Raw genomic sequence first — 21,040 nt, forward strand, 5'->3', positions numbered from 1 at the left:
GCGCCCCTGGTCATGACTCAGCAGCGCCTGCACAGGCCCCCTCCACCGCCGTTCGGCGGTCCCCCTCCCCCAAGAGGGGGAGGAGAGACGAACCGTCAGCGTCGGCGCATCAATTTTCCGAAGCCGCCCTAGAACAGCCGGCGCTTCTTCTTGGTCTCCGCCGGAACGGCGGCGGCCGAGACCGGCGTCGCCGAACCATCAAACCCAAACGCGTGGCGCATGACCTGGAAGATATAGCTCTCCTCCACCACGCCGCGCAGCAGGAAGGCTTGCGGGCCGTCGGCGAACACGCCCACGTCCTCGCCGGCGTGGGCGGCGCTGGGAAGGTTCACCGTGGCCTCCTGGTGGTAGTCGATGTCGTCGGTGTCTTCCTTGGCCGGGTCCTTGCGCAGGTCGTTGCCTTCCGGGCCACCCGGCCCCGTGGCGAACATCAGGGTCGTATAGGCCTTGCCGTCGCCGGCCAGGATCGGCTCGCCCTCATTGCCGGCCAGGCCCAGGATCGGCGCGTTGCGGGCGGCGTAGCCCGAGATCACCAGGCCGTGGCTGTGGTCGGCGGTGACGACGACCAGGGTGTCCTTTAGGTCGACCTTGGCCAGCACGGCGGCGATGGCCTTGGAGAACTCGACGGTTTCGCTGAGCGTACGCTTGGCGTTGCCCAGGTGGCTGCCCATGTCGATCTTGCCGCCCTCGACCAGCAGGAAGTAGCCGTTCGGGTTCTTGGACAGCACATCCACGGCCGAGGTCGCCATCTCGGCCAGGGTCGGGACGCCCTGCCCCAGCACCGGGCGCTCGACCTCGTACGGCAGGTGCTCGGCGGCGAACAGGCCCAGCACGTGCTTGGTGTCGGCCGGGATGGCCTTCAGCTGGTCGATAGTCGTCACGTAAGACGAGCCTTGCCCTTCGGCCTTCACCCACTCGGCGGTCAGGTCGCGGCCGTCGGCGCGCTTGCCCACGTCCTTGCCGTCGGGAAGGAAGCGCGAACGACCGCCGCCCATGACCACGTCCAGACGCAGCTTGTCGGGGGCCTCGATCAGCTGGCGGGCGATATCCTTGCAGCCGGCCGCCAGGGCCTCGGCCGGCATGTCGGCGTCGCCTTCCCAGTCGCGATAGGCGGTGTGGGCGTAGGCGCCGGCCGGGGTGGCGTGGGTGACGCGGGTGGTGGTGACGACGCCGGCGGCGCGGCCGTTGGCCTTGGCCAGCTCGGCCAGGGTGTCGACGGCGTTGCCCTTCTCGGTCTCGCACTTCTCGCCCAGCGCAGCCCCGGTCAGGCCGATGATCTTGTTGCGGGTTTTGACGCCCGTCATGATCGCCGTGATGCCGGCGGCGCTGTCGGTGACCTGGGTGTCGTGGCTGTAGGTCTTTGAGAGCGCCGAATAGGACAGCGTCTCGAACGACAGCGAGTTCGACTCGCCATCGACGCCCTTCTGCTGGCCGTCATAGATGCGGCCGGCCGTGACCGTCGAAATGCCCATGCCGTCGCCCAGGAACAGGATGACGTTCTTGGCCTTGCCCGTGTTGGGGACCACGGCCATCTGCTTGGCCAGGGCGGCCTGGCCGGCCTTGTAATAGGCGTCGGCGGCGCTGACGGCGGCGTTCGGGGTTTGAGCGAAGGCGATTGCCGGAACGGCGACGGACGCGACCAGCGCGAGAACGAGGGGGCGGATCAAGGCCAAGCTCCATGAGGAATCGGCCCGATTTGCGCTCGGCGTGTGACAGTAGTTCCGGGGCTTTGTTGCAGCCCCCGAAATTCAGGGTCGGCGGACGCGCCAGGCGAAGACGGTCGCCGTCGCCAGCAGCAGGGCCGCCCCGGCCTGGTGCAGAACACCCAGCGCGATCGGCACGCTGGTCATCAGCGTCCAGATCCCCAGGCCCGCCTGCAGCGTCACGACACCGGCCACGGCCAGGGCCATGGCCTTGCTCCCCGCTGACAGCGGCCGGTCGCGCTGCGCCAGGAAAGCGATCGCCAGGCCCGCCGCGAACAGGGCGTAGGCCGTCAGTCGGTGGTGCAACTGCACCGCCCCCTGACTGTGGGCCAGCGTGCCCCAGAAGCTCTTGCCGGCGTATTCGGCCGGGAAGAAGCTGCCGTTCATCAGCGGCCAGTCGTTATAGACTAGGCCCGCGTCATTGCCGGCCACCAGAGCGCCCAGCAGGCTCTGGAAAAACACCGCGCCCAGGAAAGCCAGGGCCCAGCCGCGCCAGGCCGAGCGCTCCTCGACCCGCGGCGAACCGCTCCAGGCGTCCAGGGCCGTCCAGATCAGGACGACGAACAGAGCCAGCGCCAGGCCCAGGTGGATCATCAGCCGCTCGGGCGCGACCGAGACCCGCTCGGACAGGCCGCTCGACACCATCCACCAGCCGACCAGGCCCTGCAGGCCGCCCAGGCCCAGCATGACGGCGCAACGCGCGATCAGGCGGCGCGGGATGTCGCGGCGGATCAGGAAGACGGCGAACGGGATGGCGAACGCCACGCCGACGGTGCGGCCCAGCAGGCGGTGCGCCCACTCCCACCAGAAGATGCCCTTGTACCCCTCGACGGTCATGTCGGGGTTCACCAGCTGGAACTGGGGGATCTTCTTGTAGAGCTCGAAGCTCTCGCGCCAGGCCTGCTCGGACATCGGCGGCAGCGCGCCCATGATCGGCTTCCACTGGGTGATCGAGAGGCCCGAGTCGGTCAGGCGGGTCGCGCCGCCGACGACGACCATGCCGAACACCATGGCGGCGACGATGAAAAGCCAGATCGCGACGGGACGCGAACGGTCGGAACGCAGGAAAGACGTCATAGGGCCTGAAAAGCGTCACTAGTGGGCCGAAATGCGGCGAGCCATCCCTACGCCCGCCGCTTGCCCGCTTCAATGTTTCTGTGGCTCAGCATGACGGCGTCGTGACTTCGGGCTAGAAACGCTCTGTCTCGGGGGAGAGAACGATGAGCGGCATGGGCGTATTCGCGGCGGCGGTGATCGGCATCCTGGCCGGCTGGATCGCCGATATCGTGCTGGCCCGCCGCCACTCCCTCTTCATCAAGCTCTTGATCGGCGTGATCGGCTCGTTCATCGGAGCATTCATCGCCTCGCGCATCGACCTGCACCTGGCCGGCTTCGTCGGCGAGCTGGTCGTCTCCAGCGTCGGCGCGATCCTGTTCCTGGCCGTGCTCGGCCTTTTCCGGAGAACCGCGTGAGCGTTCCTATGATCCCGGCCCGCCTGCGCAAGCTGATCGGCTCGTTCGGCGTGATGGGGGTTCTGATCGCCTGGATCTGGGCCTTCACCAGCCTCTACGACCACCTGCCGCAGAACCGCTTCGTGCACCTGATCTACTTCGTGGGCCTGGGCATGGGCTGGGTGCTGCCGGTCATCCCACTGATCAGCTGGATGGGCAAGGCCGACAAGCCGCTGGACGTCGGACAGAGGTAAGAATGAAAAAGGCCGCCCCGAAGGGCGGCCTTTCGTCTTCCGTTTATTCCCCGAAGGAAATGGTCGGAGCGACAGGATTCGAACCTGCGACCCCTTGACCCCCAGTCAAGTGCGCTACCAGGCTGCGCCACGCTCCGACGGAAGAGGCGCTCTTATAGGCGCCGCTCCCTGGGAGGGCAACAGCGATTTCGGACGAATTCAACCGCGCTCCAAAAGTCCGTCCAGGCGGGACTTCACGGCGGTCAGATCGGTCAGCGCGAAGGCCAGGCGCATCCTCGCCTCGCCCTCGAGTCGGGGCGCGCGAGTCGTCGGCGCGTCGTAGTCGAAATCAGGATCCAGGCTGGCCGAACCGTTCGAGCCGATGCCCGCGGCGACCACCTGAGCCAGGCCCTGGTCGCGGTGCAGCTTCTGCACGCCCTTGATGGTCAGCCCCTCGCTATGCAGCAGGGTGCGGACGCCGTTCAGCACCGCCACGTCCTGCGGACGATAGAAGCGCCGTCCGCCGGCCCGTTTCATCGGGCGGATGAAGGAGAACTTGGTTTCCCAGAAACGCAGGACGTGCTGCGGCACGCCCAGCTCGTCGGCGGCTTCGGAAATCGTGCGGAAGGCGTTGGGCCCCTTCGCCACCGCATCGTCTCCTAGTCGCCGAGGGCGCGGTCGATTCGCGCCTTCATGACTTGAGAGGCGCGGAAGCCGATCACCCGACGGGGTTCGATCTCGGCCGGCTCGCCGGTCTTGGGGTTACGCCCCATGCGAGCGCGCTTGGCGCGGACCTGGAAGACGCCGAATCCGGAAAGCTTGACCGTCTCGCCCTCTTCGAGCGCCTCGGCCACGAGATCCAGCGTACGCTCGACCAGGCCGGCGCAGTCCTGACGGGTCAGTCCGACCTCTTCGTGGACCGCCTCGCACAGGTCGGCCCGGGTCAAAGTAGCGCCCTTCATGCAACCCCCTTCACGCGTATCTTGGCGGCCAGACAGACCACCTCCGATGGAGCACTCGCGGCGAACCTGGGTATGCCGCGACCGCCCTCAACGGACCGCGCCCAAATTCACCGACGACCTCATGCCGTGATTACCGCATGAAGTCAAAGGCTCAACGTCAGGAGTTCAAGCCCCGGCGCAGGGATGCGCAGCTTGACCGTTAAAGGCGCAGCAGGCAGGCGCCCCAGGTCAGGCCGCCGCCCATGGCTTCCAGCAGCAGCAGGTCGCCCTTCTTGATCCGCCCGTCCTTGACGCCATGCGCGAAGGCCAGCGGGATCGAGGCGGCCGAGGTGTTGGCGTGGATGGCGACCGTCGAGATCACCTTCTCCTCGTCGATGCCGCAGCGATGGGCGACGCCGGCCAGGATGCGCTGGTTGGCCTGGTGCGGGATGAACCAGTCGACGTCGGGCACCGTGACGCCGGCCTTGGCGGCGGCGGCGTGGATGGCCTCGGAGATGTTGACCACGGCGTGCTTGAAGACCTGGTTGCCCAGCATCCGCAGCTTGCCGACCGTGCCGGTGGTGGACGGGCCGCCGTCGACGAACAGCAGGTCCTGCTTGGTCCCGTCGGCGCGCAAGGCAAAGCTCAGCATGCCCTGGTCGGCCGTGGTCCCCTCGCCTTCCTTGGGCTCCAGCACGACCGCGCCGGCGCCGTCGCCGAACAGCACGCAGGTGCCGCGATCGCTCCAGTCCATCAGGCGGGTCATGGTCTCGGCGCCGATCACCAGCGCGCACTTGGCGTGGCCGCGCGCCACGAAACCGTCGGCGACGCTCAGCGCATAGACGAAGCCCGAGCACACCGCCTGGACGTCGAAGGCGATGCCGATCGGCGCGCCCAGCTTGCGCTGCACGATGGTGGCCACAGCCGGGAAGGTCAGGTCGGCGGTGGTGGTGGCCACGATGATCATATCGACGTCGGCGGCGGTCTTGCCGGCGGCCTCGAGCGCGTCCTTGGCGGCCTCGAAGGCCAGGTCCGAGACCGGCTGATCGTCGGCGGCCTGGTGGCGCTGACGGATGCCGGTGCGCTCGACGATCCATTCGTCGCTGGTGTCGACGAACTTGGCCAGGTCGTCATTGGTCACGACCTTCGGCGGCAGGTACGCGCCGACGCCGGTCACTGCACTGCGAACTACGCTCACTCGGCCGCTCCCTGCCCTTGATCCGGGGCTTCGCTCTTGGCCGCGACGGCGGTCAGACGCTTCAGATTTCTGTCGATCTCGGCGCGGAAGTCGCTGCGCGCGAGGTTGGTGGCGACCCGGATGGCCGAGTCGAAGCCGTTGGCGTCGGCGCCGCCGTGGCTCTTGACCACGATGCCGTTCAGACCCAGCAGCGGCGCGCCGTTCACCCGGCTGGGGTCCAGGCGCTTGCGCATCTTGCCGAGCGCGCCCGAAGCGATCACCGCGCCCAGCATGGCCAGCGGGCCCGAGGTCAGGGTCGACTTGATCTCGTTGGTGAAGAACCGCGCCAGCCCCTCGGCGGTCTTCAGGGCGACATTGCCGGTGAAGCCGTCGGTGACGACCACGTCGACCGTGCCGTAGGCGATGTCGTTGCCCTCGACGAAGCCGTGATAGTCGAAGTCCAGCGTGGTCTCGCGCAGGATGGCGTGGGCCTCACGCACTTCCTCGTGGCCCTTCTGGTCCTCGGAGCCGACGTTCAGCAGGCCCACCGTGGGGCGCTTGGCTCCGTGGACGGCGTGGTGGTAGGCCGCGCCCATGATGGCGAACTCGACCAGCTGGGCCGCGTCGCTCTCGACATTGGCCCCGACGTCCAGGACCGTGGTCACGCCCTTCATGTTGGGCCAGTTGGCGACGATGGCCGGGCGCTCCAGGTCCGCGCCCATGCGCAGGATCAGCTTGGAGATGGCCATCAGGGCGCCGGTGTTGCCGGCCGAGACGCAGGCCTGGGCCTCGTTCTCGCGCAGGGCCTCGATGGCGTTCCACATCGACGAGCCCTTGCCCCGGCGCATGGCCTGGGCGGGCTTCTCGTCCATGGCGATGGCCTTGTCGGTGTGACGGATCTCGCTGACGGCCTTGGCGGCCGGATGCTTGGCCAGCTCGGCCTCGATCTTCGCGCCGTCGCCATGCAGCAGGAACCGCACTCCGGGGTTCGCCTTGGCCGCCTGGGCGACGCCGGGCACGACGACGGAGGGGCCGTGGTCGCCGCCCATGGCGTCGATGGAGATGACTACGGATTGGGACACGTGGCGCTGAGAGCTCCGGCAGGCGGCCCGACCGCCCTCAAGGCGGCGGACGATACATCCGCGTGAATATCACGCAAGCGGTCGAGTCGGAGCCTTTTAGGCCTCGTCGCCCTTCGTTTTCAGCCCCTTCAGCGCCGCGAACGGGGAAAGTTCGACCGGTTCGGGCGGCTGCACGAAGACCGCGCCCGGCTTGCGGGGGAACGGGTCCAGCTCCAGGGCCAGGTGCTCGACCACATAGCCCGAGACGTCGATCTTCTCGCCTTCCAGCACGTCCGGCGGATCATCAGCATCCGGATCGACGCCCAGGTCGCCGCTCTCCTCGCCCTGCGGCGCGTTCTTGCTGTCGGCCGGCAGCACCCGCAGGTCGAAGCGCGCGTCGATCGGCGTCTCGAAATCGTCGGCGGTGGCGCTGCAGGTCTGCACCACGCGGGCGCGCAGCACGCCCGACACTTCAGCCCCGTCCAGCCACGAGGTCAGGAACACCTCGGCGCTGAGCTCTTCCAGGCTGACGAGATCCAGCTGCTTGGCGATGGCCTTGCGCTGCTCGGCGGTCGGCTCCAGGCGCAGCTTGACGGCGCCACGGTCGACCTGGGCCAGCGGAATCTCGCAGGGCCAAGAAGCGTCCTTAGGGGCGGTCACGGGTTCGGCCACGTCACGTCTCCTTGCAGCAGGGCGTCCAGCGACTGTTCCGCCAGGGCCTCGCGCGTCTTGATCACATAGGCGGCCAGAGCGGCCACATCACCCTCGCCGCGCTCCTCGAACGCGGTGCGGGCCAGGAATTCGTTCAGGCCCGCCGAGTCCGGCAGGGTCGCGACAGCTTCGTCGTAAGCCTTCAGGCGGCCATAGAAGGCGCCCGCCAGCTTCTTCATCTTCTTGCCGACCGCGGTGTCGGACACGCCGATTTCGCGGAAAGCGTCGTCCAGGCCCTTCACATAAGAATCGAACACGGCCTGCGAGGTCTCGGCCGCCGCATCGCCCTGCCCCTTCAGCCGCTCGATCAGGAAGATCACGTGCAGGCTGAAGAGCTCGAAGCGACCTTCCATCGAGTCGCGGACGCCAAACTCGCGATAAAAGGCCGCGGAACGGGCCTGGGACACCGCGCCAGCATACAGCTTGGCCCCCGCCGCCTTGGCGGGCCTGGGCTTGAGCCACCTGTCCAGAAACATGAAACGCCTCGATTTCGCCGCGACATCCCGCTAGACGCGGGGTCCGCTTTCACGCGGGCATTGAACTAAGCTCCCGCGGGCGATAGGTCAAAGTCTGCATTTTTCCGGTTCGGAGCCTTGATGTCTCGCCCCGCCGTTTTCGCCGCCGCCATTCTGGGCCTGGCGATCGCCACGTCCGCCTGCACGCCGCTGACCAGCTACTCCGGCTTTCAGGCGATCGAGGCCAAGCCCGCCGACATGAAGGTGGGCGACGACAGCAAGTCCACCCTGATGGAAAAGCTGGGTTCGCCGTCGGCGGTTTCGACCTTCGACAACAACACCTGGTACTACATCTCGCAGACGACCGACCGCGTGGCCTTCTACATGCCACGCGTGATCAAGCGCGACGTCGTGGCCATCAAGTTCAACCCGGCCGACGAGAAGGTCGCCTCGGTGAACACCTTCACGCTGAAGGACGGCAAGGTCATCGCCTACAACGGCCGTGAGACCCCCACCCGCGGCCGCGAGATGACCATCCTCGAGCAGCTGCTCGGCAACGTCGGCCGCGGCGGCATGCTCCCGCAGGACGACGAGGCGCCAGGCCAGCGTCCGGGCGGCCGATAGGCCCCAGGCGACCTTCGGACCAAAGTCGACAACTCGACAGATTAGAAAAGCCGTCCACCGCGAGGTGGGCGGCTTTTTCGCGTTCGAGTTACACCGAGGAACGCCATACCACTCCGGCGAGTGAGTAAATCATGCGGGTTTACTCTGAATGGGAAATTCACCGTCTTAATTCTACCGGTATACCATCCCTTCAACACTTAATAAACCCGGATTGGGTCACGTTCGACTCAAGCGCTACAAGTTGTCGCGCAACGAATTCACGCAGCGGTGGGAGACGCAACGTGGAGGGCATGGACCTTCGTGACGTATCGGTGCTGCTGGTTGACGACAACGCGAACATGCGGAAGGTCGTGGCCCATATCCTGAAGGCCGCGGGTGTTCGCAAGATCCGCGAGGCTGGCGACGGCCTGGACGCGCTCAAGATTTTCCAGGCGCAAGAGATCGACATCATCTTCACCGACCTGATGATGTCGCCCGTGGATGGCCTGGCCTTCATCCGCTGGATCAGAACCTCGACCGCCAGCCCCAATCCGTACGTGCCGGTGATCATGATGACCGGCCACGCCACCCAGCGCACGCTGACCGCCGCGCGCATGGCGGGGGTCACCGAATTCCTGGCCAAGCCGCTGACGGCGCGTGGGGTCATGCACCGGATCAATGAGATCGTGAACAACCCCCGCCCCTTCGTACGGGCCAGCGAGTATTTCGGTCCCTGCCGTCGCCGGCGGATCGACCACGAGTTCTCGGGCGTCGAACGCCGAGGCCCCGCGCCGTCGCTGGTCATGGACGCCCTGGCCGAGATGGACCACGAGGACGTCTACTGAGTTCGCCTCGGTTCCCGAAAACAGACGCCCTCAAAGCAGAACGCCCCGGAGTTTCCTCCGGGGCGTTCCCGTTTTCAGGCTGCTCCCGAAGGATCAGCCGTGGGCCAGCACCGCCAGCAGCAGCAGGGCCACGATGTTGGTGATCTTGATCATCGGGTTCACGGCCGGACCCGAAGTGTCCTTGTAGGGGTCGCCGACGGTGTCGCCGGTGACGGCGGCCTTGTGGGTCTCGCCGCCCTTCTTGTGCAGGACGCCGTTCTTGTCGGTGAAGCCCTCTTCAATGACCTTCTTGGCGTTGTCCCAGGCGCCGCCGCCGCTGGTCATCGAGATGGCGACGAACAGGCCGGTGACGATCACGCCCATCAGCATGGCGCCCAGCGAGGCGAACGCATCGACCTTGCCGGCGATGGCCTTGATCACGAAGAACAGCACCACCGGCGAGACGACCGGCAGCAGGCTGGGCACGATCATCTCGCGGATGGCGGCCTTGGTCAGGATGTCGACGGCCTTGCCGTACTCGGGCTTGACCTCGCCGGTCATGATGCCCGGGTTTTCGCGGAACTGACGACGCACCTCGGCGACGACCGACTCGGCCGCGCGGCCGAGGGGGGGGGGCCGACGGCGGTCATCGACAGACCGCCGAACAGGAACGGCAGCAGGCCGCCGAACAGCAGGCCGACCACGACATACGGGTTCGACAGGTCGAAGGTCACAGGACCCATGCCGTCGAAGAAGCTGCCCGGCGTCGCATTGGCCGAGAAGAACTTCAGGTCCTCGGTATAGGCGGCGAACAGCACCAGGGCGCCCAGGCCGGCCGAACCGATGGCGTAGCCCTTGGTGACGGCCTTGGTGGTGTTGCCCACCGCGTCCAGGGCGTCGGTGGTGACGCGGACTTCCGGCGGCAGGCCGGCCATCTCGGCGATGCCGCCGGCGTTGTCGGTGACCGGACCGAAGGCGTCCAGGGCGACGATGAAGCCGGCCAGCGACAGCATGGTCGTGGTGGCGATGGCGATGCCGAACAGGCCCGCCAGGTTATAGGTGACCACGATGCCGACGATGATGGTCAGGGCCGGCAGGGCCGTGGACTCCAGCGACATGGCCAGACCCTGGATCACGTTCGTGCCGTGACCCGAGACGCTGGCCTGGGCCACCGACTTCACCGGACGATAGTTGGTGCCGGTGTAGTATTCGGTGATCACCACGATCAGGGCGGTGACGGCCAGGCCGGCCAGACCGCAATAGAACAGGCTGTCGGCGTCGAAGCTGCGCGAACCCACGGTCACGGCGTTCGGCACCAGCTGGTGGATCACGTACCAGACGGCCGGGATCGACAGCAGGCCGGTGACGATCAAGCCTTGGTAGAGCGCGCCCATGATGTTCTGGCTCTTGCCCAGACGCACGGCGAACGAGCCGATGATCGAGGTGACGATGCAGATGGCGCAGATGGCCAGCGGCAGCAGCATCATCGACGACACCGCTTCGGTGCCACGGAAGAAGATCGCGGCCAGGACCATGGTGGCGACCGTGGTCACCGCATAGGTCTCGAACAGGTCGGCGGCCATGCCGGCGCAGTCGCCGACGTTATCGCCGACGTTGTCGGCGATGGTCGCCGCGTTGCGGGGGTCATCTTCCGGGATGCCGGCTTCCACCTTGCCCACGAGGTCGCCGCCAACGTCGGCGCCCTTGGTGAAGATGCCGCCGCCCAGACGGGCGAAGATCGAGATCAGCGAAGCGCCGAAGCCCAGGGCCACCAGCGAGTCCACGACCACGCGGTCGGTGCCGCCATGGCCGGTCGACAGCAGCACGGCATAGTAGCCCGCCACGCCGATCAGGGCGAAGCCGGCCACCAGCATGCCGGTGACGGCGCCGGAGGTGAAGGCCATCGACAGGCCCTTGGCCAGGCTCTCCGACGAGGCCTGGGCCGTGCGGACATTGGCGCGGACCGAGATCAGCATGCCCGCGAAACCGGCCGCGCCCGAGAGGATCGCGCCGAGCGCGAAGCCCACGGGCTGCTCCCAGGATTTGAAGAAGAACGCCAGAGCGGCGATCACCACCACGCCGACAATGCCAATCGTCGTGTATTGGCGGTTCAGATAGGCCTGGGCCCCTTCCTGGATCGCCGCGGCGATCTCTTGCATTCGTGCATTGCCGGCCGAGGCCCGCATCAGACTGGCCGATTGTACGGCGCCATACAGCACCGCCAGCAGCCCGGCCCCGATGGCCAGTTCAAGCCAAAGACTCATTAGGTTCTTCGCCCCTTCGCGCTTCAATCACGAGGGGTGCGCCGGTCCCGGCGGCTGGAGGCCTGAGCGAGCGCCAAACATGACGAACGCCAAACCGCCGCCCGGATCGACGGGCGGGCCTTTTGGCCTCGTGCCCCCTCGATGCTCCCAAAATGACAACCGAACGGCGTCATCCGAAAGAGACTGTCAGATGGTCGGGGGGCGCGCAACCCGTGTCGGCGCAAGCCTTTGCAGGGGCAAGGCTTGGCCTTCGAGGTGGAATCAGGGGTGGAGATCGCCCTGGCTGGCGGGCTTGGCGGCGCCCAGCTTGGGCGGCATCAGCTGCTGGCGGGGGATCTGCTTGACGATCTCGACCGAGGCCACCTTGCCCTTGCCCATCAGCACGTTGCACTGGCTCAGGACGAAGTTGGTCAGGCGCGGGCCATCGACTTCCTTCCAGGTGTCGGCGCGGGTGAAGGGGGTCTTGTAGGCCGCCCGCACGATGGCGTCGCGCAGCATCGGCTCCTGGTCCTTCAGCGCCGCGGCGTCCGCGCCCTCTTTCAGCTTCAGGGTCATGGCGACGAAGACGTAGTTGACGATCCGGCCATTGAAGATGATCGGGATGGTCATCGAGCCCAGCTTGTAGGTCGGGTCCAGCGCCTGGCCTTCCTCGCCCTCCTTCTTCTTCTCGTCCTTCTTGCCGCTGCTGGCGAAAGCCGGCGCGGCCACGACGCTAAAGGCGGCGGCGAGCAGGAGGCGGCGCGAGGGCGTGACGAAGCGGGTCATGGGTTCTTCCCATAACCGACAGGCCTTGAGATTAACCTAATCAGCCGTGCAGCCAGCCCAGGCGCGAGGGCGTGACGTCGCGGCCCTTGTAGTAGGCCGAGACCCCCTCGCCTTCCACGAACTCGCCGATCTCGCTGACCTTGACGCCAGCGGCGGCGGCGGCCACCCGGAAGGCCCAGGCCTCGTTCGGATCGACGGCGCAGACGATCTCGTAGTCGTCGCCGCCGGAGGCCAGGGAGATGCGGCCCTCGACCTGCTCGGGCTGCTGGTCCAGCCAGGCCTGGCCGCCGGGCGACAGCGGCAGGCGCTCCAGGTCGACCCGCACGCGGCAGCCGCTGGCCTTGGCGATGTGGGCGCTGTCGGCCAGCAGGCCGTCGGAAACGTCGGCGGCGGCCTTGGCGTGCAGGCGCATGGCGTCGCGCAGGGTGACGCGCGGTTCAGGCTGGCGGTAGCGGCGCAGCATGGCGCCGTCGGCGTCCATCACCTCGCCCCACTGGGCCAGCAGGCCCAGCCAGCCGTCGCCGATCGTGCCGGAGACCATCAGCCGGTCGCCCGGCTTGGCCCCGCGCCGCAGGACCGCGCCGCCTTCGGGCACCCAGCCCAGCAGCGTCGCCGAGACGACCAGCGGACCCGAGGTGGTGACCGTATCGCCGCCCAGCAGCGACATGTCGAACAAGGCCCCGTCCTCGGCCAGGCCACGGGCGAAGATCTCGCGCGCGGCGACGTCGGAGCCCGAGGGCCAGCCGACGGCCAGGAAATAGCCGTAGGGCTCGGCCGCCTTGGCCGCGAGGTCGGAAAGATTGGTCCGCAGCAGCTTGCGGGCGATGACGTCCAGGGCTTCGTCGGCCAGGAAGTGCACGCCGGCGACCATGGCGTCCTTGGTGATCACCAGGTCATAGCCCGGACGCGACGGCAGCACGGCCGCGTCGTCCAGCAGGTCCAGGGCGACCGGGTCGCCACGCGTCAGCGGGCGCAGCAGTCGCGCGATGTGGTCGAATTCAGTCGGGGCCGCGTCCGCCGCGGCAGGCGCGGCGGCGTCGTCTTCGGCAAACCAGTCGTCTTCGTCAGTCTCGTGCATCACGGGCGATCGCGTCGAGGGCGCCATTGATGAAGCCTGACTCGGGACCTTCAAAAAAGGATTTAGCGATCTCGACATACTCGTTGATGACGACTTCGGTCGGAACATCCTTCCGGAACATCAATTCGTAGGCGCCGGCGCGCAGCACGGCGCGGGCCGTGGCGTCCAGACGCTCCAGGCGCCAGCCCGAGGCCAGGCGCTTGACGATGCCCTGGTCGACCTTGGCCTGGTTGTCGACGACACCCTTGGCCAGCTCGGCGAAGAACTTTTCATCGGCGGCGGCCAGGCGCTCGCCCTCGACGTCGCGGTCGAAGCGGTGCTCGCCGAATTCACGGACCACCGAATCGACGCCCGCGCCCGAGACTTCCATCTGGTACAGGGCCTGGACGGCGGCGAGACGCGCCACCGAGCGCGGTTGGATGCGGTTGCCGCTCATCGGGCCTGTCCCAGCAGTTGACGCTTCAGGGCGATGGTCTCGAGGCACGCCTTGGCGGCCGCGCCGCCGCGATCGCCTTCGCTGACCCGCGCGCGGGTCCAGGCTTGAGCCTCGTCGTCGACGGCCAGCACGCCGAAACCGATCGGCAGGCGCTTGCCGATGCCCAGGTCCTGCAGGCCGCGGGCGGTTTCGTTGGCGGTCAGCTCGAAATGGTAGGTCTCGCCGCGGATGACCGTCCCCAGCGCGATATAGCCGTCGTAGCGCACGCCCACGGGGCGGTGGCCGGCTTCCTCGGCGATGGCGACCGCCGTCGGGATCTGCAGGGCGCTGGAGACCGTGATCACGTCGTACTCGGCGCCCTGGGCCTCGATAGCCTGGGCGGCTCCGCGCAGCAGTTCGTCGGCGATCCCCGAATGGCTTCGGCTCTCCACGACCAGCAGGCGGATGTTGTCTTCAACCATCTAGCTTCGAATCTCCACGGCCGCGCTTGCCGCGCGCGTACAAACACACATCAGGGATTAACGGACTATAGCTCTCTATAGCTCTTCTTCGACGCCGTCGCTCAGACCTTCTTCGGTCAGGAACTTGGCGAAGTCGCTGGTTTCCTTGAAATCGCGATAGACCGAGGCGTAGCGGACATAGGCCACGTCATCGAGCGATTTCAAAGCCTTCATGACCATTTCGCCCACCGCGGAGGACGGCAGCTCGGTCTCGCCCATGCTTTCCAGCTGCCGGACGATGCCGTTGATCATCCGTTCGATCCGCTCGGCCTCGACGGGCCTTTTCTGAGTGGCCAGGGCGATCGAGCGGACAAGCTTGTCGCGATCGAACGGCGAACGGCGGCCCGAACGCTTCAGGATGATCAGCTCGCGCAGCTGCACCCGTTCGAACGTGGTGAAGCGGCCGCCGCACTCGGGACACATGCGGCGACGGCGGATCGCCGCGCCGTCTTCCGACGGGCGGCTGTCCTTGACCTGGCTTTCGGCATGGCCGCAGAAGGGGCAACGCATGATGTGGCCCCTCCCGCGGCGCCTAATGCCATTAGTTGTAGATCGGGAACCGGGCCGTCAAGGCCAGCACTTCCTCGCGGACCTTGGCCTCGACCTCGGCATTGCCGTCCGCGCCATTGGCGGCCAGGCCGTTGACCACTTCGCCGATCAGCTCGCCGACGCGGGTGAACTCGGCTTCCTTGAAGCCGCGCGTGGTGCCGGCCGGCGTACCCAGGCGGATGCCCGAGGTGATCGTGAACGGCGCGGTGTCGAACGGCACGCCGTTCTTGTTGCAGGTCATGTGGGCGCGCTCGAGGCTGTGCTCGGCGTCGCGGCCCGTCACGCCCTTCGGACGCAGGTCGACCAGCATCAGGTGGCTGTCGGTGCCGCCCGAGACGATGTTGACGCCCGACTTCAGCAGGGCTTCCGACAGCGCCTTGGCGTTGGCGATGATCTGCTGGGCGTATTCCTTGAACGCCGGCTGCAGCGCTTCACCGAAGGCCACGGCCTTGGCGGCGATGACGTGCTCCAGCGGACCGCCTTGCAGGCCCGGGAAGACGGCCGAGTTGACCTTCTTGATGATCGCCTCGTCGTTGGTCAGCACCATGCCGCCACGCGGACCGCGCAGGGTCTTGTGGGTGGTGGTGGTGACCACGTGGGCATGCGGGACCGGGTTCGGGAACACGCCGCCGGCCACCAAGCCCGCGAAGTGGGCCATGTCGACCATCAGATAGGCGCCGACGCTGTCGGCAATCTGGCGGAAGCGGGCGAAGTCGATCTCGCGGCTGTAGGCGCTGCCGCCGGCGATGATCAGCTTGGGCTTCTCGCGCTCGGCCACCTCGGCGACGTTGTCGTAGTCGATCAGCTGGTCCTGCTGGCGCACGGTGTAGGACACCGGCTTGAACCACTTGCCCGACTGGTTGGCGGGCGAGCCGTGGGTCAGGTGGCCGCCGGCGGCCAGGTCCATGCCCATGAAGGTGTCGCCCGGTTGCAGCAGCGACATGAACACCGACTGGTTCGCCTGCGAGCCCGAGTGCGGCTGGACGTTGGCGAAGCCGGCGCCGAACAGGGCCTTGGCGCGCTCGATGGCGATCGTCTCGATCTCATCCACGAACTCGCAGCCGCCGTAGTAGCGCTTGCCCGGATAACCCTCGGCGTACTTGTTGGTCAGGATCGAGCCCTGGGCTTCCAGCACCGCCTTCGAGACGATGTTCTCCGAGGCGATCAGCTCGATCTGGTTCTGCTGACGGTCCAGCTCCAGACCGATGCGGTCGAAGATGTCCTTGTCCGCGGTGGCGAGGTCCGCGCCAAAGAAGGCGCTCGTGTTGGCTTGGGTCATTTCGCTCTCCGGGCGTTTGGGGGAGTCGGCAGAGGCGCCCTCTTTAACGGGTAAGGCGCGGTGATCAATCTCGGAACCACATGTCGCGTTGCGCGTTGCCGTCCTGCAGGGCGGTGCTCAACCCCTGCGGAGTTCGAACGACAACAACGGGAATGGGGTATCTCATGGCGTCTCAGGGTAATGGTGTGGACACGGCGAGCGGCAACGATGTCGACATCCTGGGACTTAGCGCTGAGATCGTAGCGGCCTATGTCGGCCAGAACACGGTCTCCCAGACGGCCATTCCGGACCTGATCCGCACCGTCCACCAGGCGCTGAGCTCGCTCAACGGCGGCGGCGAGCTGCCGCAACCCGTCGAGAAGGCCAAGCCGGCCGTGCCGATCAGCCGCTCGGTGCAGCACGATTTCATCGTCTGCCTGGAAGACGGCAAGAAGCTGAAGATGCTGAAGCGCTACCTGCGCTCGCACTACGACATGAGCCCCGAGGAATACCGCCGCAAGTGGGGCCTGCCGCCCGACTATCCGATGGTGGCCCCCGCCTATGCGGCCCGGCGCTCGGACTTCGCCAAGAAGATCGGCCTGGGCAAGGGCGTGCGGCGCGGCAGCTGACCGCGCCCTGAATTCTGGACATGCGAACGCCGCCGGAAGCTCCCGGCGGCGTTTTTCGTTTCGACGATGTGCGGCTTGGTCGAAGTTGAAGTTCGGTCTGTTCCTTAGGCCGCGTGGCCGCCCATGCGGGCGACGTTGCAGTGGGCCCACAGCTTTTCCATCGCCGTGACCAGCTTGCGCATCATGTCGTCGGTGTGGAACGGGGTCGGGGTGAAGCGCAGGCGCTCGGTGCCGCGCGGCACGGTCGGATAGTTGATCGGCTGCACATAGACGCCGTGATCGGCCAGCAGCATGTCGCTGATCATCTTGGTGTGGACGGGATCGCCGACCAGCACCGGGACGATGTGGCTGTCGTTGTCCATCACCGGCAGGCCGGCGGCCTTGAACATGGCCTTCAGGGTCGCGGCGCGCTCCTGGTGGATCTCGCGCACTTCCGGGTGCTGCTTCAGCCAGCGGACGCTGGCCAGGGCGCCGGCCACCAGCGCAGGCGGCAGCGAGGTGGTGAAGATGAAGCCCGAGGCCATCAGGCGGATGGCGTCGATCACCTCGGCGTCGCCGGTGATGTAGCCGCCCATGACGCCGAACGCCTTGCCCAGCGTGCCTTCGATGATGTCGATCTCGCCCATCAGGCCTTCGCGCTCGGCGACGCCGCCGCCGCGCGGGCCGTACATGCCGACCGCATGGACCTCGTCCAGATAGGTCATGGCGCCGTACTTCTTGGCCAGGGCGGCCGTGGCGCGGATGTCGGCGATGTCGCCGTCCATCGAGTAGACGCTTTCGAACGCGACCATCTTGGGCGCGTCGGCCGGAGCGGCCGCCAGCAGCTCTTCAAGGTGAGCCAGATCGTTGTGACGGAACACCTTGCGCGGACCGCCGCCGTTGCGGATGCCGGCGATCATCGAGGCGTGGTTCAGCTCGTCCGAGAAGATGATCAGGCCGGGCAGGATCTTCTGCACCACCGACAGCGACGCCTCGTTCGAGACATAGCCGGAGGTGAACAGCAGCGCGCCTTCCTTGCCGTGCAGGTCGGCCAGCTCGGCCTCCAGCAGGACGTGGTCGTGATTGGTGCCCGAAATGTTGCGCGTGCCGCCCGAGCCCGAGCCGTGCTGATCGACGGCGGCCTTCATGGCGTCGAGAACCACCGGGTTCTGGCCCTGGCCGAGATAGTCGTTGCTGCACCAGACCACGACTTCGCCTTCCGAGCCGTCCTGGCGGGTCCAGGTGGCGCGCGGGAACTGCCCACGCTGTCGCTTCAGGTCGGCGAAGACGCGATAGCGGCCTTCCTGACGGATCTGATCGACGGCGCTGCGGAACGCGGCTTTGTAGTCCATGTCGGTCTCTAAACCGCCGGCCAAGTGAGCCAGAGGTCCCCTTTATTCACGGCTCGGCTTTTCGCACCAAGCGCCGGTAGTGTCCATCTACGGACGTTTACCTACAAATTGAATTGCGCGATTGGCCGCATCGATTTCGTCAATGGACACCCTCGCGAAAGGCGGCGTCTTGGACGATTCAGGTAAGCTGCGTCAACTTTCCGCGCAGTAACTCGATGACGGCGGAGAAGTCCTTGCCGCCGAAGCCGTTGGCGTCGAACAGCGCGTACAGCGCCTCGGCCTGCGCGCCCATCGGCGTGCTGGCGCCGGCCTTGGCGGCGGCTTCCTGGGCCAGTTTCAGGTCCTTCAGCATCATGGCCGAGGCGAAGCCGCCCTCGTACTGGCGGTCGGCGGGCGTCTGCGGCCCGACGCCCGGGACTGGGCAATAGCTGGTCACCGACCAGCACTGGCCCGACGACTTGCTGGCGATCTCGAAGAAGCGGTCGGCGCCCAGGCCCAGCTTCTCGGCCAGGGCGAACGCCTCGCAGGTCCCCAGCATCGAGACGCCCAGCAGCATGTTGTTGCAGATCTTGGCCGCCTGCCCCGCCCCGTGGTCGCCGGCGTGGATCGTCACGCGCGACATCGGCGCCAGCGCCGCCTCAATGGCCGGGAAATCGACCGCCGCGCAGCCGACCATGAAGGCCAGGGTCCCGGCCTCGGCGGCCATGATGCCGCCCGACACCGGCGCGTCGGCGAAGCGGAAGCCCGCCTCGGCCGCCTGCCCCGCCACGACGCGGGCGCTCTCGACGTCGATGGTCGAGCAGTCGATCAGCAGGGCCGTCTTCGGCGCGCTCTTGAGGATCTGCTCGCCATAGACCGACCGGACGTGCGGACCGGCGGGCAGCATGGTGATCACCACCTCGGCGTCGGCCACGGCCTCGGCGATGGAAGCCGCCGCCTGGCAGCCCGCCGCCACAGCGCGTTCGACCGCTTGCGCCGACAAATCAAAGGCGCGGACCGTATGGCCGGCCTTGGCTTGGTTCGCGGCCATGCCGCCGCCCATGTTGCCCAGGCCGATGAAGGCGATGCTGGTCATCGTGAAGCTCCCTGCAAATGCGAACCGCGCCTCATGGGCGCGGCTCTTATCGTTGTCGTTCGTGGTCTTTTGAGGTTCAGCGCGCGTTGGCCGGCTTCCGGAACTTGTAGACGAACTGGTCGGTCTTGCCGCGGATCGACGGGTCGAAGACGTTGACCTTGCGGGTGTCGCCCGGGTCCTTCAGCACGCGGCTCTCGCCCTCGAAGATGAAGCCGGCGGCCGTGATCTCGGACTTCACCACCGCCGAGTCGATACGGTGCAGGGTCTCGGTGTCACGCAGGCCCGAACCCGGCTCGGCCGAGTGGTCGATGACCAGGAACACGCCGCCCGGCTTCAGGGACTTGAACACCTGGCGGTTGACCACCGACAGGTCGGCCGGGCCCATGAACTTGTCGTGCATGTCGTGATAGTTCTGGGCCGTGAACACCAGGTCCAGCTTCTCCGGCGCGGAGAAGTTCGGCAGCGTGTTCAGGATCACCTTCACGTTCGAATAGGCCGGGTCGCGGGCGATGGCGTTCACCGCCGGCTCGCGCTTGGCCAGCTTGGTCAGCTCGTCCGGCACATAGGCGTAGACCATGCCGCGCGGCCCGACCGACTTGGCCAGGATGCGGGTGAAGTAGCCGCCGCCGGGGATCAGGTCGGCGACCTTGGCGCCCGGACGCACGCCGGCGAAGCTCAGGACCTCGCCCGGATGGCGGTTGGCGTCACGCACCATGTCGGCGGCCGGACGCGACGGGTCGCTGAGCGCGGCGGCGATGTTCGGCGAGATGGCCGCGGCTGCCGGGCCCGAAGGCGGCGGCGGCGGAGGTCCCATCATCGGCTGGGTGGCGCAGGCCGCGAGGCCCAGCACGGCGACGAGACTGAGAAGCGGCTTACGCATGGCAATCCTTCCGAACCGACAGTGTTCTTAGTTGAAACGACGTTAGCCTACGCAATCGGTTACGTCAGCGGTACCCATTCTTCCGCTGCGGGAAGCGGCGCGAAAATCTCGTCGAGCATGGCGTCTGTGACGCCCTCGAGGGTCGCGGGGCTCCACTTCGGGGCGTTGTCCTTGTCGACGATCACGGCCCGGACGCCCTCGATGAAGTCGTGCCTCATCACCACGCGCGCGCCGATCCGGTATTCCATGGCCATGTTATCGGCGAAGTCGGTCATGGCCTCGCCGCGCTTCAGCTGCTCGAAGGCGACCTTCATCGTCTGGGGCGACTTGGTCTTCATGACCTCCAGCTGGGCCTTGCCCCAGTCGCTGGAGTCGAGGGTCAGGAACTCGACGATCTCCTCGACGCTCTCGCCGACGAACAGGCGGTTGAGGTCTTGCTCGAAGCCCAGCAGCGCGGCCTTGCCGGCGTCGGCGCGGTACTTCTTCAGAATCTCGTCGATGCGGCGCGGGTCGGCGATGATCGCCTTCTTCAGCCCGGCGATGGCCCCGAACTCAACGAAGTGGGTGGCGATGCCCAGCCGCATACAGTCCGCGCCCTTGATCCGCGCCCCGGTCAGGGCCAGCCACAGCCCCGCCTTGCCCGGCAGGCGCGGCAGGTACCAGCCGCCGCCGACGTCCGGGAACAGGCCGATGCCGGTCTCGGGCATGGCGAAGGTCGTGCGCTCGGTGGCGATCCGCACGTGGGCCGGCATCGAGATGCCGACGCCGCCGCCCATGACGATGCCGTCCATCACCGCCACGACCGGAGTGTCGTACGTGAACAGCAGGTGGTTCAGCTGGTATTCGGTGTGGAAGAAGGCCCGCGCCTCGACGCCGTCCTTGGCCCCGCTTTCGGCCAACATGCGGATGTCGCCGCCGGCGCAGAAGCCGCGCTCGCCCGAATGGTCGATCAGGACCATGTAGATCTCGGGGTCTTCCTGCCAGTCCAGCAGCGCGCCGATCATGGTCTCGCACATGCCCTGGGTCAGGGCGTGCAGGGCCTTGGGACGGTTGAGCGTGATGCGGCCGACGTTCTTCTCGACGCTGATCAGGACTTCGGGTTCGTCGGTCATCTCA

23 protein-coding genes, 1 tRNA gene and 2 pseudogenes are annotated in these 21,040 nt (G+C 67.1%); 6 read left to right on the top strand and 20 right to left on the bottom strand.

Annotation, left to right across the window (positions count from 1 at the left end; genetic code table 11):
- Positions 1-37: 37 nt before the first annotated feature.
- Positions 38-106: pseudogene (locus AC07YH_RS16530) on the top strand (hypothetical protein); the annotation flags it as partial.
- Positions 107-128: 22 nt separating this feature from the next.
- On the opposite strand, the gene AC07YH_RS16535 reads toward AC07YH_RS16530, so the two are convergent.
- Positions 129-1,667, bottom strand: a complete 1,539-nt coding sequence (locus AC07YH_RS16535; protein ID WP_494748053.1) for an alkaline phosphatase — start codon at positions 1,665-1,667, stop codon at positions 129-131.
- A gap of 81 nt (positions 1,668-1,748) precedes the next feature.
- Entirely contained in the window at positions 1,749-2,780 is a 1,032-nt protein-coding gene (locus AC07YH_RS16540) for a COX15/CtaA family protein (protein ID WP_494748054.1), read from the bottom strand.
- A 143-nt stretch (positions 2,781-2,923) separates the two neighbouring features.
- Between AC07YH_RS16540 and AC07YH_RS16545 the strand changes: the two genes are divergently transcribed.
- Complete coding sequence (locus AC07YH_RS16545) at positions 2,924-3,175, top strand: GlsB/YeaQ/YmgE family stress response membrane protein (RefSeq protein ID WP_494617677.1); 252 nt, start codon at positions 2,924-2,926, stop codon at positions 3,173-3,175.
- A gap of 8 nt (positions 3,176-3,183) precedes the next feature.
- Positions 3,184-3,408 carry a DUF2842 domain-containing protein gene (locus tag AC07YH_RS16550; protein ID WP_494748105.1) on the top strand — a complete coding sequence of 75 codons (225 nt, stop codon included), beginning with the start codon at positions 3,184-3,186 and terminating at the stop codon, positions 3,406-3,408.
- A 60-nt stretch (positions 3,409-3,468) separates the two neighbouring features.
- Here AC07YH_RS16550 and AC07YH_RS16555 read toward each other — a convergent pair.
- The 7 genes from AC07YH_RS16555 to AC07YH_RS16585 form a co-directional block, all read right to left on the bottom strand.
- Positions 3,469-3,545, bottom strand: a tRNA-Pro gene (locus tag AC07YH_RS16555).
- A gap of 61 nt (positions 3,546-3,606) precedes the next feature.
- Entirely contained in the window at positions 3,607-4,035 is a 429-nt protein-coding gene (locus AC07YH_RS16560) for a MerR family transcriptional regulator (protein WP_494748055.1), read from the bottom strand.
- An 11-nt stretch (positions 4,036-4,046) separates the two neighbouring features.
- On the bottom strand, positions 4,047-4,349 hold the full coding sequence (locus AC07YH_RS16565; RefSeq protein WP_099578878.1) for an integration host factor subunit alpha: 303 nt from the start codon (positions 4,347-4,349) through the stop codon (positions 4,047-4,049).
- A 199-nt stretch (positions 4,350-4,548) separates the two neighbouring features.
- Positions 4,549-5,526, bottom strand: coding sequence for a beta-ketoacyl-ACP synthase III (locus tag AC07YH_RS16570; protein WP_494748056.1), 978 nt, complete (start codon positions 5,524-5,526; stop codon positions 4,549-4,551).
- Positions 5,523-6,587: a phosphate acyltransferase PlsX gene (gene plsX, locus AC07YH_RS16575; RefSeq protein WP_494748057.1), complete on the bottom strand. Its 1,065-nt coding sequence runs from the start codon at positions 6,585-6,587 to the stop codon at positions 5,523-5,525. The genes AC07YH_RS16570 and plsX overlap by 4 nt, the downstream gene beginning before the upstream one ends.
- Before the next feature lie 96 nt (positions 6,588-6,683).
- The gene (locus tag AC07YH_RS16580) at positions 6,684-7,238 is read right to left on the bottom strand and encodes a YceD family protein (protein ID WP_494748058.1); all 555 of its coding nucleotides are present in this window, start codon (positions 7,236-7,238) and stop codon (positions 6,684-6,686) included.
- Positions 7,223-7,753 (bottom strand): ubiquinol-cytochrome C chaperone family protein, encoded by a 531-nt coding sequence (locus AC07YH_RS16585; protein ID WP_494748059.1) that lies wholly within the window; start codon positions 7,751-7,753, stop codon positions 7,223-7,225. The genes AC07YH_RS16580 and AC07YH_RS16585 overlap by 16 nt, the downstream gene beginning before the upstream one ends.
- 120 nt (positions 7,754-7,873) lie before the next feature.
- On the opposite strand from AC07YH_RS16585, the gene AC07YH_RS16590 reads away from it, so the two are divergent.
- Together AC07YH_RS16590 and AC07YH_RS16595 are read left to right on the top strand one after the other, a co-directional pair.
- The gene (locus AC07YH_RS16590) at positions 7,874-8,356 is read left to right on the top strand and encodes an outer membrane protein assembly factor BamE (protein ID WP_494748060.1); all 483 of its coding nucleotides are present in this window, start codon (positions 7,874-7,876) and stop codon (positions 8,354-8,356) included.
- A 281-nt stretch (positions 8,357-8,637) separates the two neighbouring features.
- The gene (locus AC07YH_RS16595) at positions 8,638-9,180 is read left to right on the top strand and encodes a response regulator (protein WP_494748061.1); all 543 of its coding nucleotides are present in this window, start codon (positions 8,638-8,640) and stop codon (positions 9,178-9,180) included.
- A 93-nt stretch (positions 9,181-9,273) separates the two neighbouring features.
- Here the strand turns inward: AC07YH_RS16595 and AC07YH_RS16600 are convergent.
- The 7 genes and pseudogenes from AC07YH_RS16600 to glyA form a co-directional block, all read right to left on the bottom strand.
- Positions 9,274-11,423 (bottom strand): annotated as a pseudogene (locus AC07YH_RS16600) (sodium-translocating pyrophosphatase).
- 261 nt (positions 11,424-11,684) lie between these two features.
- Positions 11,685-12,188: a hypothetical protein gene (locus AC07YH_RS16605; protein ID WP_494748062.1), complete on the bottom strand. Its 504-nt coding sequence runs from the start codon at positions 12,186-12,188 to the stop codon at positions 11,685-11,687.
- Positions 12,189-12,228: 40 nt separating this feature from the next.
- Positions 12,229-13,293, bottom strand: a complete 1,065-nt coding sequence (gene thiL / locus AC07YH_RS16610; protein ID WP_494748063.1) for a thiamine-phosphate kinase — start codon at positions 13,291-13,293, stop codon at positions 12,229-12,231.
- Positions 13,253-13,702: a transcription antitermination factor NusB gene (gene nusB, locus AC07YH_RS16615; RefSeq protein WP_494748064.1), complete on the bottom strand. Its 450-nt coding sequence runs from the start codon at positions 13,700-13,702 to the stop codon at positions 13,253-13,255. The genes thiL and nusB overlap by 41 nt, the downstream gene beginning before the upstream one ends.
- Positions 13,699-14,163, bottom strand: a complete 465-nt coding sequence (locus tag AC07YH_RS16620; protein ID WP_494748065.1) for a 6,7-dimethyl-8-ribityllumazine synthase — start codon at positions 14,161-14,163, stop codon at positions 13,699-13,701. Before AC07YH_RS16620 ends, nusB begins: the two co-directional genes overlap by 4 nt.
- Before the next feature lie 75 nt (positions 14,164-14,238).
- Positions 14,239-14,712, bottom strand: coding sequence for a transcriptional regulator NrdR (gene nrdR, locus AC07YH_RS16625; RefSeq protein ID WP_494617690.1), 474 nt, complete (start codon positions 14,710-14,712; stop codon positions 14,239-14,241).
- Positions 14,713-14,743: 31 nt separating this feature from the next.
- The gene (gene glyA, locus AC07YH_RS16630) at positions 14,744-16,030 is read right to left on the bottom strand and encodes a serine hydroxymethyltransferase (RefSeq protein ID WP_494748066.1); all 1,287 of its coding nucleotides are present in this window, start codon (positions 16,028-16,030) and stop codon (positions 14,744-14,746) included.
- A gap of 164 nt (positions 16,031-16,194) precedes the next feature.
- Here glyA and AC07YH_RS16635 point away from each other — a divergent pair, with 164 nt between their 5' ends.
- Complete coding sequence (locus AC07YH_RS16635) at positions 16,195-16,638, top strand: Ros/MucR family transcriptional regulator (protein WP_494748067.1); 444 nt, start codon at positions 16,195-16,197, stop codon at positions 16,636-16,638.
- Between the two features lie 104 nt (positions 16,639-16,742).
- Here the strand turns inward: AC07YH_RS16635 and hemA are convergent, their stop codons facing one another.
- From hemA to AC07YH_RS16655, 4 genes are all read right to left on the bottom strand, one after another.
- A complete protein-coding gene (hemA, locus tag AC07YH_RS16640) occupies positions 16,743-17,969 on the bottom strand; it encodes a 5-aminolevulinate synthase (RefSeq protein ID WP_494748068.1) in 1,227 nt (408 codons plus the stop codon).
- 178 nt (positions 17,970-18,147) lie between these two features.
- Complete coding sequence (mmsB, locus tag AC07YH_RS16645; RefSeq protein WP_494748069.1) at positions 18,148-19,044, bottom strand: 3-hydroxyisobutyrate dehydrogenase; 897 nt, start codon at positions 19,042-19,044, stop codon at positions 18,148-18,150.
- A gap of 76 nt (positions 19,045-19,120) precedes the next feature.
- A complete protein-coding gene (locus AC07YH_RS16650; protein ID WP_494748070.1) occupies positions 19,121-19,924 on the bottom strand; it encodes a class I SAM-dependent methyltransferase in 804 nt (267 codons plus the stop codon).
- Between the two features lie 59 nt (positions 19,925-19,983).
- Positions 19,984-21,036 carry an enoyl-CoA hydratase/isomerase family protein gene (locus AC07YH_RS16655; RefSeq protein WP_494748071.1) on the bottom strand — a complete coding sequence of 351 codons (1,053 nt, stop codon included), beginning with the start codon at positions 21,034-21,036 and terminating at the stop codon, positions 19,984-19,986.
- Positions 21,037-21,040: the final 4 nt, after the last annotated feature.

Source organism: Caulobacter sp. GW456-12-1-14-TSB4, assembly GCF_059424195.1.

Bases quoted from the DNA above. Each gene is read 5' to 3' on its own strand.
- AC07YH_RS16540 (WP_494748054.1), bottom strand. From the start codon at position 2,780: ATGACGTCTTTCCTGCGTTCCGACCGTTCGCGTCCCGTCGCGATCTGG.
- AC07YH_RS16545 (WP_494617677.1), top strand. From the start codon at position 2,924: ATGAGCGGCATGGGCGTATTCGCGGCGGCGGTGATCGGCATCCTGGCC.
- AC07YH_RS16550 (WP_494748105.1), top strand. From the start codon at position 3,184: ATGATCCCGGCCCGCCTGCGCAAGCTGATCGGCTCGTTCGGCGTGATG.
- AC07YH_RS16565 (WP_099578878.1), bottom strand. From the start codon at position 4,349: ATGAAGGGCGCTACTTTGACCCGGGCCGACCTGTGCGAGGCGGTCCAC.
- AC07YH_RS16585 (WP_494748059.1), bottom strand. From the start codon at position 7,753: ATGTTTCTGGACAGGTGGCTCAAGCCCAGGCCCGCCAAGGCGGCGGGG.
- AC07YH_RS16590 (WP_494748060.1), top strand. From the start codon at position 7,874: ATGTCTCGCCCCGCCGTTTTCGCCGCCGCCATTCTGGGCCTGGCGATC.
- AC07YH_RS16605 (WP_494748062.1), bottom strand. From the start codon at position 12,188: ATGACCCGCTTCGTCACGCCCTCGCGCCGCCTCCTGCTCGCCGCCGCC.
- thiL (WP_494748063.1), bottom strand. From the start codon at position 13,293: ATGGCGCCCTCGACGCGATCGCCCGTGATGCACGAGACTGACGAAGAC.
- nusB (WP_494748064.1), bottom strand. From the start codon at position 13,702: ATGAGCGGCAACCGCATCCAACCGCGCTCGGTGGCGCGTCTCGCCGCC.
- AC07YH_RS16620 (WP_494748065.1), bottom strand. From the start codon at position 14,163: ATGGTTGAAGACAACATCCGCCTGCTGGTCGTGGAGAGCCGAAGCCAT.
- nrdR (WP_494617690.1), bottom strand. From the start codon at position 14,712: ATGCGTTGCCCCTTCTGCGGCCATGCCGAAAGCCAGGTCAAGGACAGC.
- glyA (WP_494748066.1), bottom strand. From the start codon at position 16,030: ATGACCCAAGCCAACACGAGCGCCTTCTTTGGCGCGGACCTCGCCACC.
- AC07YH_RS16635 (WP_494748067.1), top strand. From the start codon at position 16,195: ATGGCGTCTCAGGGTAATGGTGTGGACACGGCGAGCGGCAACGATGTC.
- hemA (WP_494748068.1), bottom strand. From the start codon at position 17,969: ATGGACTACAAAGCCGCGTTCCGCAGCGCCGTCGATCAGATCCGTCAG.
- mmsB (WP_494748069.1), bottom strand. From the start codon at position 19,044: ATGACCAGCATCGCCTTCATCGGCCTGGGCAACATGGGCGGCGGCATG.
- AC07YH_RS16650 (WP_494748070.1), bottom strand. From the start codon at position 19,924: ATGCGTAAGCCGCTTCTCAGTCTCGTCGCCGTGCTGGGCCTCGCGGCC.
- AC07YH_RS16655 (WP_494748071.1), bottom strand. From the start codon at position 21,036: ATGACCGACGAACCCGAAGTCCTGATCAGCGTCGAGAAGAACGTCGGC.